Origin of the sequence: Burkholderia sp. Bp8963 (assembly GCF_003854275.1) — a bacterium.
Taxonomy (GTDB): domain Bacteria; phylum Pseudomonadota; class Gammaproteobacteria; order Burkholderiales; family Burkholderiaceae; genus Burkholderia.
In genome coordinates this window covers 21,324-31,813 of sequence record NZ_QTQP01000070.1, presented here as the reverse complement: position 1 = coordinate 31,813, position 10,490 = coordinate 21,324, and the positions used below count along the sequence as shown (strand labels likewise).

General features: G+C 58.4%; 5 protein-coding genes and 1 pseudogene. All 6 read left to right on the top strand.

Going from position 1 to position 10,490, the window contains the following annotated elements:
- The first annotated feature begins 399 nt into the window (after positions 1-399).
- A complete protein-coding gene (locus tag DID96_RS33920; protein ID WP_124603559.1) occupies positions 400-954 on the top strand; it encodes a hypothetical protein in 555 nt (184 codons plus the stop codon).
- A 541-nt stretch (positions 955-1,495) separates the two neighbouring features.
- Positions 1,496-2,389, top strand: a complete 894-nt coding sequence (locus DID96_RS33915) for a hypothetical protein (RefSeq protein WP_124603558.1) — start codon at positions 1,496-1,498, stop codon at positions 2,387-2,389.
- Positions 2,390-2,434: 45 nt separating this feature from the next.
- A pseudogene (locus DID96_RS39450) lies at positions 2,435-4,918 on the top strand (calcium-binding protein); the annotation flags it as partial.
- Between the two features lie 152 nt (positions 4,919-5,070).
- Positions 5,071-6,759, top strand: a complete 1,689-nt coding sequence (locus DID96_RS39220; RefSeq protein WP_311767781.1) for a calcium-binding protein — start codon at positions 5,071-5,073, stop codon at positions 6,757-6,759.
- 201 nt (positions 6,760-6,960) lie between these two features.
- Entirely contained in the window at positions 6,961-9,147 is a 2,187-nt protein-coding gene (locus DID96_RS33905; RefSeq protein ID WP_124603557.1) for a type I secretion system permease/ATPase, read from the top strand.
- Positions 9,144-10,487 carry an HlyD family type I secretion periplasmic adaptor subunit gene (locus DID96_RS33900; protein WP_124603556.1) on the top strand — a complete coding sequence of 448 codons (1,344 nt, stop codon included), beginning with the start codon at positions 9,144-9,146 and terminating at the stop codon, positions 10,485-10,487. Before DID96_RS33905 ends, DID96_RS33900 begins: the two co-directional genes overlap by 4 nt.
- The last annotated feature ends 3 nt before the right edge of the window (positions 10,488-10,490 follow it).

The window sequence follows — 10,490 nt, the reverse complement described above, 5'->3', positions numbered from 1 at the left end:
CGCAAGGGCGATGGCGAACCCGGCGCAGAGACCATCTGGAAGGGACTCACGAAAGTTCATATCGCCGCGGAAACCATACGCTTATTGCGCGACGACGGCGGCGACGAGACTTGCGTATAACGAGATGGGTTGTGGGAGTATGTGCGTGATAATAAAAGCGTAGGTACTCGAGTTATTTTTAATTATGGTGGTGATGGTTGTATTTATCGGGTTAGTTTTTGTAGCAAATCAAGCGAAGAGATGAGGTGTGTGGCCGATACCTGAGATGGGGAAATGTATTGGGACGTGCGCTTGGGGTGCGCTCAGGTGCTCGCACAAGTTGAAGTAATGCGCTCGGGGATGAGGTAGTGCGACTCATTTTGCGGGACCATGCAGAAGTAAATTGAGATGAGGCTTCGTGTGAAAAATATCGCACTGCTAATTATAATTTATTGGCTTATTTCTGCGTGTGCGATCGATTCTGTTGGAGAATTGCTAGTCCGATCGCCAAAACAGTTTTTGAGCGATGTCAAAGTTGTCGCGGATTCGGGTGATCTAGAGAACGTCGAATTTGTTTCCAGGTGGCTAAGGGTTGAATATCGACGTGGCGCAAGGGGAGCGGTCTACGATAGCAGCGGTCAATCAGTCGATGGTTATGGGGTCGATATGACACGCCACGCATCCTCTAAAGAATATTCGCGAGATGGCAGTTTCTATTACGGTATTTATCAACCTAATGGGGGTGATTTTTATAGGGCTAGAATATCGTTGCCAATAAATTCGGATGTTATTTGTGTTGCGCCATGTGATTTTATTGGTGTGTTTCGTGATGTCGAGCGATATCCAATAGCTCACGGGGCTCGGTGGGGGTATGTGTACGACAATAAAGCCACCGAGACTCGAGTTGCCTTCAGTGTTGGTGATGGTGGCTGTCTTTATCGAATCGGTATTTTAAAAAATCAAGCGTGGAGGTAATGTAAATGGCATCGATAACTGGCAATGAGGTGATGTTTGTGAATATACGCTTGTGACTGGGTGTTGTCGGCCTGATCAAAAAAACCTTCGCTTGTTGATCGATTCGCGGGTGCGCTGATTGCTTGGTCTTTGCCCGGGAGCGCATTGATGCGTTGGTGTTTTCTCGAAGCGGTTGTGGTCGGCGTTGACGGAGCGTTTCCCTTTCTGTGCAGTACTGTTGAGAAAAAAATTAATGGATGGCGTGTCGCTGGTGGTGGATTTTCATGCAATTTACCGATTTAAAAATTAGGAATGCATATTGATTGATTTTGGGTGATTTCGGAAAATGCGGCCGGATTGTCCGCCGACGCTTCCGCGCGTGGTGCGAGAACCTTGATGAACTTGGCAACACGATGATCCGATGGCTGGATAGCGGTGATCGTAGCCGCGTGGATGCCAGGTTGATCGCACGTGTGATGGCGATTCGATATGAAAGGTGAGTCAAATTGGCATTATGTGCGAGAAGCGCTGTCGATATCACTAACGGGTTTGCGAAATTATCGTGAAATTTCCGGCTTCTCTATTGCGTCGAGCAATTGTAATTCTGAGTGTTGTGGTATTGATTCTGACAATTGGTGCGGTAGTGGCGGTCGGCTATCGAATCGTGGAGGGGGTGCGCATGGCTAGGCAATTCAGTAGCACATTTTCGCTTCCCAAGAGTAGCGAGCCGGTTATCGGGAACTTGGGAGGTGCACCAGTATCCGTGCCAATTAACTATACATTTCTTATGACCGAATACGATGGGGATCCGAATGTGTTCGCTCCGGAGCGGCGTCAGTGGACGCCGCCGGTACGTACCTATGCGTCGAGAATCAATTCGTTGGCGTTAACGGTACATCTGCCGGATTTTGCACCGAGAACGGTCGAGAACGAGGCTAGCTACTACCGTTCGAGAAGGACATTCGGTGAACCAGAGGAATGGCTTGAGATTGGTGTAAGTGCGGGAAAGAATTTCCTTGTTAGGGATGAAGTGCTAAAAACAGGGAGGATATACGATCGAGAGAGAATTATTGAGGGGTTTGCGGGGCCTGTAAATCCAATTTTTAAGGAAATTCCGCGACATGTTAGTTATCGGAGGCAAGCCGAACTCCGTCATGGATTGATCGAATATCGGCCGATCGGCTTCCCTGAAGATGCTGAGGCGAATCTTTATAACTATCGACTCTTCTTTCATGAGGTTGATGGTGGCGACGTGACTTTTATAAAGTGCCTTGCGAATGGAAGCCCTTTTGAAGGTAGTCCTAGAAACGATTGTACTCATGAATTCATAACTTATCCTGAGATTAGGGCTGAAGTCTCGTTGAGCTACGACGCTAGGTCGCTGCATCGATGGATGGAGTATGAGAGCAGGGCTCGTCGGTTAATTCTTGATTTTCGTGTGCAACCTGATGGATAAGAAAGGTGTGGCATTGCTATTGCTAAATAAATAGGGGAAAGGATTATGGTTCAGGCAATTCCCGCGCAAACACTTGCGCAGATTCGAGCTCAATTCAAAGCTGGGCAACTGACTCCCACGCAGGTATACAGCCTGATTGAACGCTACGGCTACAGCTACACAGGCTGGGCAGGAGGCGTTGCCGGCGCGAACACGATTGCAGGTGCGGCGGCGTTGAGCTACATGAGCAATGTCGCGGCGGATTTGGGCAAGCCGTTGACCAAGGTGCAGATAGAGAAAATCAAGCAGGATATGGCGGCTGCCTATCTCGATACCCTTAAGGGGCAGGCCGATGCGACGGGATTTGTTACGAGGGACATAAACGCCAGAGAGGTATGGCGCTTTCATAGGCAGGTTTTTAAAGAAAACAACCTTCCGCCGGAAGCCTGGACCCTCGAAATTCCCTTTCGTCTGGTCGAGCAAATGGGTGGGCCGGCTCGGCTCGAGCAATTTTGGACCATATTGAGGAGCACTGGAGGAGCGTACGCAGATGCCCTCGTAGCAAATACAACCGTTCTCGCGCTGATGTATGGGGCGTCTACCTCATCGCATCCGGCCGTGCGTGCGATGGCCAGCGAATGGTTGCGACATGCTCCTGGCGTAGCGTCAGGGCGCCAGTTGCAGAACTTTGTCGATGCCTTGGTGCGCATCGATAAAGCGGGGTTCTTCACTTCCATGGGCGTGGATGCGGCCAATGCGGTGCGCCAATATGGCGAGCAAGTGAGCCAATTGGTCACACCCTTGTACGAATGGCTGACTGGCATCGCGTCTACCGGCGCCACAGTCACGCGAACACGTACAGAAGGCTTGTGGGAAATTACCACATACAGCAATGGCGTCGAGGTGGCGGCGACAAACTACCGTTATCCGGATGCGCCAAGCATTGAAATGGGAAGCGTATTTGTCGGCGCTAAGAGAGTAAAAGTAGGGTACTCCATCAGCGTTAGAACCCCGGACGGAAAGGGGGGCACCACTGTCAAGTACTTTGGCGACACGGGCGTGGTCACGGAAGTCGATGGCCAAGTCACACGTTACGAGATGTTCGGCGGCACCTCCATCGAATTTTCCGGCAATGTTGAGATCACCCGTACCGACACAAACGGTGATGGGACGGCCGACAACATCAAGACCGAAACCCGCATCGGCGACGGCGCAAGCATCGTTCGCGAAGACACCAACGGCGACGGCATCACCGACCGCAATTTCGTCGTGAACAACGGCCAGCGCTACGACCTGTCGAACATGCGCGACGCGAGCATTGCCGACAGCCTATTGTCGCGGTATCGCGCAACCGGACTGCTGAGCGGTACGAGTTACCTGAACCTGAGCCAAATCATCTCCAAAACGCTGACCTACGGCGGAAAGAACGATTACGGGTTCACGATGCCGCCGGGCTGGTACAACCCGATTGGCGCGTTCTACGAAGCGAAGAGCGCCGCACTGGACACGGCGGCATCGATCGCGAGCAAGACCCCGGTGTTGCTCAATGCCCAGCGACAAGGCCTGAGCGCCGCTGCACTTCGGGCGCTCGACACCAACCGCGACGGCAAACTCTCCGGCGCGGAATTGAACGGACTGCAAGTGTGGATCGACGCCAACGAGGACGGCATTGCCGACGCGGGCGAATTCCGAACTCTCGGCCAGGCGGGCATTTCCGACATCCGGGCCACCGATTACGACATCCTGACCCGTGGCAACAGTCGATATGTGACAGGGCCGGTCGCAGCACCAGCCAAAGGCAGTGACGTCGCGGGCCAGCCAGGAAGAATCTATCTCGCGCCAAGCGTACCGTTCTCGAACTACCGATCGCTGCGCGACAACGAGAAGGTCTACTGGATCAATGGTAGCGACTTCATCTTTTTCGGCCCCAAGCAGGTCAAGGTCAGCAATTCCAATCGCAGCTACCTCATTGGCACCGATGGCAACGATGTATTCGATGCGAACTACTATGCCGCATATGGCCACTGGATCAACAGCAACCTGCTCGTGAATTTCCTCGCCAGTGACGGCGACGACGTGATGGGCGGCAGCTGGCGCAACGACAATCTGTGGGGCGGTACGGGCAACGATACGCTGTACGGCTATGACGGCGACGACAGGCTGTACGGCGAGGAAGGTAACGACGAGCTTCAGGGTGGCGCCGGCAACGACGTGCTCGACGGCGGCGCCGGGAACGACTTCCTGTTCGGCCAGGCCGGCAACGACATCATGAACGGCGGCGATGGCGATGACGTCATGATGGGCTTTACCGCGTCGAACGAAAGCAAGCAGACACTCGCGCCGGGCGAGGCAGACGACGACGTCATGTACGGCGGCGCAGGAAACGACCGGATGTGGGGCGGTTTCGGCAATGACTACATGGATGGCGGCGATGGTGCGGATCTCGTTTGTGGCGGCCACGGGAACGATACGGTGTTCGGTGGCGCCGGCAACGACGAACTGCACGGCAACGAGGGCAACGACAGGCTGCTCGGCGAGGCCGGCCACGATCGCATTTTCGGTGAAGCCGGCGACGACGTGATTTGGGGGGCGACGGCGACGATGTGCTGGTCGGTTTCACCGCAAGCAACGATGCGAAGCAAACGTTGGCGTGGGGCGAATCCGACAACGACGTGTTGTACGGTGGCAATGGCAACGACTCGTTGTATGGCGGGCTGGGGAACGACTACCTCGACGGAGGCAACGACAACGATTTCCTGGATGGCGGCGACGGCAACGACCGGCTTTTCGGCCAGGCAGGCGACGACATCCTGTACGGTGGTGCCGGGGACGACATCCTCGTCGGCTTCACGGCGTCGAATGACATTAAGCAGACACTTGCGCCGGGCGAGACGGACAACGATTTCCTCTATGGTGGCGACGGGCGCGACACGCTCATCGGCGGATGGGGCGATGACTACCTGGATGGCGGTGCGGGGGCCGACTTCATGGAAGGGGGGCAAGGCAACGACACCTATATCGTCAACAGCGTGAACGACGTCATCCTCGAGCATGCGAACGCAGGTTACGACACGGTCATCAGCAGCGCGAATTACGTTCTCAACGCCAATGTCGAGGAGCTGCGTCTCGTCGAAGGATTCAAGATCAACGGCACGGGCAACGCGCTCAACAATCGAATCGTCGGCAACAGCGAGGACAACATCCTGGACGGCGTCACGGGCGCGGACGTGATGATCGGAGGCAAGGGCAACGATACCTATTACGCAGACAACGTCGGTGACCAGGTCGTCGAGCTGGCGGGTGAAGGCATCGACACGGTGCAGAGCAAGATCAGCTACAGGCTGGGAGACCATGTCGAGAACCTGAACCTGCTGGATTTCGGCAAAGCCGAAAGAGGGCTGGTCGATGGCGCGGCCGTACTGGTGTACGGCTACCCGAAGGCCAACGAGCTGGATTACATGCAAGGCGATGCGGTTCCGACGTTCCGGGGAACCTGCGCGCTGACGTCAATCGCCAATCTGCTGACCCAGACGGGTACGCCGACGACCGAAGGCGAGGTGGTTCGGCGCGCGATCGACAACAAGTGGGCCGTTACGAGTCCGGCGGCGACGGACTATCAGCGCGGCGGCTCGAATTTTGCGCAGCAACAGGCGATTCTGACCAGCTACGGCATCGCGAACAATCTGATTGCCGGCTACGACGAGCGCGCGATCGCCAATCTGATCCGCAGCGGCCGCGGCGTGATTCTCGCGTTGAATGCCGGCCGGCTCTGGGAGGACGGCGCCTATCTGGACAGCGGCGGTGTCAACCATGTCGTGACGGTAACCGGCGCGGTGTATGGAGAAGCCGACGGCAAGCTCAAGGGCTTCTACATCGCCGATTCGGGCCGTCAGCGCATCAGCGATATGACGCGCTACGTGAGCGTTCAGGAGCTCAGGTCGGCCGCCAACGTGTCGAATGCCTACGCGATCTACACCGCCGAGGCGCTGAAGCTGTGGAACGAGGATATTGACGGCACCGGCAATGCGCTCGATAACACGATCGTCGACAACCGTGGCAACAACGTGCTCGACGGCGGCGCCGGCAATGACATTCTGGTCGGCGGACTCGGCAACGACACCTACCGCTTTGGTCGCGGATCAGGACGCGACACGATTCGGGAAGATGACGACACGCTCGGCAACAGCGATGTGATCCGCGTCGGCGGTGGCGTATCCGCGAATCAATTGTGGTTCCGGCACGTCGGCAACGATCTCGAGATCAGCATTCTGGGCACAAGCGATACAGCCACGGTCAAGGACTGGTACTTGGGTTCTCGATATCAGATCGAGCAGATCCGGACGGACGATGGCCGGACGCTCGTCAATTCCGATGTCGAGAAACTGGTGTAGGCCATGGCGGCCTGGGTGCCACCGGCAACGGGATCCGTGACGCTGTCGCCGCAACAGCAGGCAGCACTTGCACAGACGCTGGCCGCCAACTGGCGATAGCTCCCGTCTTTGGAAGCTGTCTCGCCTGGTCGGGCATCAGGTCCGGCCGGGCGGCGTGCTTCCCGTTCGCATCACACTCCTTGCCCTGTGTTTATTCCCCTTATGGATAGCCCTATCCCGCCGCTCGCTGCATCGCGCGCGACGCAGGAGGCCGATTCCGGCCTTGCCGTCGTGCTGGCGATTGCAAGCCTGCACGGCATCGTCGCCGACGAAGCCGAATTGCGGCACGAATTCGGTTTCGGCCGTTTCGATACTCATATGATCCTGCGAGCCGCGCGTTTGCTCGGCATGATGGCAAGGACCGTCCAGCAGGATCCGGAACGGCTCGACCGGGCTCCGCTGCCGGCGGTCGCGCAGGCAAAAGACGACGGTGGCTACTTTTTGGTCGGCCAGTATCAGGCCGGTGACGGCACACGGTCACCCCGGGTGCTGGTTCAGTACCCGGGCGAGTCCCCGGAGGTATTGACGCGAGAGCGACTGCTTGAAACCTGGACCGGTGAGCTCGTCTATTTCACGAGCAAGAGCAGCATCGCCGGCACGCTCGCGCGATTCGATTTCAGCTGGTTCGTTCCGGCGATCGTGACCTACCGAAAGCTGCTCGGCGAAGTGCTCGTGATTTCGCTGGTCCTTCAACTGATCGGTCTCGCGACGCCGCTGTTTTTCCAGGTGGTGATGGACAAGGTACTGGTCAACCACGCGATGAAGACGTTGAACGTGATCGCGGTGGGCCTCATTTGCGCAACGCTGTTCGAAGCGGTGCTCTCAGGGATACGGACCTGGGTCTTTGCGCACACCAGCAGCAAGATCGATGTCGAACTCGGTGCGCGGCTCTTCCGCCATCTTTTGGCGTTGCCGCTGGCCTGGTTCCAGGCGCGCCGTGTCGGCGATTCGGTTGCGCGCATCCGCGAGCTAGAGAATATTCGCGCGTTCCTCACCGGCAATGCGGTAACCCTGGTGATGGATCTGGCCTTTTCGGTCGTTTTCCTGGGGGTGATGCTCTGGTACAGCGCTTGGCTCACGCTGATCGTCGTCGCTTCGATCCCGCTTTATGTGCTGCTGTCTGTCGTGTTTACGCCGGTCATCCGCCGGCGTCTGAGCGAGAAGTTCAACAAGGGCGCCGAGAATCAGTCGTTCCTCGTCGAAACCATCAGCGGCATAGACACGGTCAAGGCAATGGCGCTTGAGCCCAGATGGACGGACCGGTGGGAGCGGCAACTAGCTGCGTACGTGAGTGCTGGGCTGTCGGCGACCAATGTCGCGACCATTGCAAGCGGCGGCGTGACGCTGGTCAGCAAACTGGTGACCGCGGCGATCATGTGGCTCGGAGCGACGCTCGTCATCGACAGCAAATTGACCGTGGGCGAACTCATCGCGTTCAACATGCTCGCCGGCCAGGTATCCAGTCCGATCCTGCGTCTTGCCCAGTTGTGGAATGATTTTCAGCAGGTCGGCATTTCGATGGGGCGGCTCGGCGATATCCTTAATGCTGTGCCCGAAGTAGCCGGTAAAAAGACGCGACTGCCGCGTCTTGAAGGCGCCATCGAATTCGACCAGGTCTCATTCCGCTACCGACCGGACGCAAGCGACGTGATCCGGCAGGTCTCGGTCAGGATTGCGGCAGGCGAAGTGATCGGCATCGTGGGCCGCTCGGGGTCAGGCAAGAGCACGCTGACGAAACTGGTGCAGCGCCTCTACGTGCCGGATCGCGGCAGGGTACTGGTCGACGGCCATGACATCGCCGTGATCGATACGGCGAGCCTGCGGCAGCAGATTGGCGTCGTCCTTCAGGAGAACACGCTGTTCAATCGCTCGGTGCGGGACAACATCGCGCTGGCGCGACCGACGGCGTCGATCGACGCGGTGATCGAGGCCGCGAAGCTGGCCGGCGCACACGAATTCATCTGCGAACTGCCGGAAGGTTACGACACTGTGGTCGGCGAGCATGGCACGGGGCTCTCCGGCGGACAGCGCCAGCGCATCGCGATCGCCCGTGCATTGATGACGGACCCGCGCATCCTGATATTCGACGAAGCGACGAGCGCGCTCGACTACGAGTCCGAGGCCGTCATTCAGGCCAATATGCGCCGCATTTGCGAACGGCGCACGGTATTGATCATTGCACATCGGCTGTCGGCGGTGCGCGACGCGGACCGGATTCTCGTGATGGAGCGCGGACAGATCGTGGCGAGCGGCACGCACGACGCACTGCTGCGTACGCCGGGAGGTATCTACGCACGCCTGCACTCACTGCAGCAGGACGGTCGCGACGTATCGGGAGCACACGCATGAGTGTGCGACAACGGGTAAAGGCGTGGCGCGAGCTGTGCGGACGCTACCGGGATGTCTGGCTTCACTGCTGGCGACGACGTCATCGGATGACGCTGCCGACGTTCGAAGCACACGAAGCCGAATTCCTGCCGGCGGCCCTGGCCGTCCGGGCGGCGCCCGTGTCGCCAACGGGACGATGGGTTGCACGCGTTCTCATGCTGCTGGTTGCAGCGCTTGTCGTATGGGCGTGTCTGGGCAGGATCGACATCATCGTCAATGGCAGCGGCAAGATCATCCCGTCCTCGCGCACCAAGACGTTGGCGGCGGTCGAGGTGGCGAGCGTGCGGGCGCTGCACGTGCGCGACGGCCAGACGGTGAAGGCCGGTGACGCGCTGATCGATCTCGATACGCGCGTCATCGACGCGGAGCGTCAGAAAGCGGATGGCGATCGGTTGAACGCGGCGTTGCAGGTTGCGCGGGCGCGCGCTTTGATCGAGGCGATCGAGACGGGGCGGCAACCCCGCCTGTCGGGCATGGAAGGGGCGCTGGCCGAGCGTCAACGTGAAGCCGAGCGTCATCTGATGGATCAGTGGCGCGATTTTGTCGCACGGCGTGATCGGTTCGATGGCGAAGTTCGTCGCTACAGTCAGGCGCTCCCGCTCGCCGCCCGTCGCGCGAGGGACTACGCAGAACTCCTGAAGACGCATGATGTTGCCGAACACGCATGGATCGAGGCGGAGCAGCAGCGCATCGAGATCGAGGGACAACTGGCCGATGCACGTCACCAACGTGCGGCGTTGGTGGCCGAGGCGCGCAGAAATGCGCAGGACGCGCAGAACGACGCGCAGCGAGTCGTGGACGCGTCCGCACAGGATGTGCGCCGGGCAGAGGCGCACGGCGAGCTGCTGCAACTGACTGCGCCGGTCGACGGCACCGTGCAGCAGCTTGCGGTGCATACCGTTGGCACGGCGGTGCCGGCCGCGCAGCCGCTGATGCAGATTGTGCCTCGAGAGGGCGCGGTGGAGATGGAGGCGTTTATCGAAAACCGGGACGTGGGCTTCGTTAACGAAGGGCAGTCGGCAAGCGTGAAGATCGATGCGTTCGAGTACACGAAATTCGGGACTGTGCCGGCGACCGTCAGTCATGTGTCGCGCGATGCGATCGAGGACGAGAAGAAGGGTTTGATCTATGCGGTCAAGGTGACGCTCGATCGCGCCACGCTGCTCGTGGACGGCCGCGAGGTCAGGCTGTCTCCTGGGATGTCGGGCAGCGTCGAGATCAAGACCGGTACGCGCCGGGTGATCGAATACGTGCTTTCGCCGCTGTTGCAGCACGGCCGGGAGAGTTTGCGTGAGCGCTAGGAT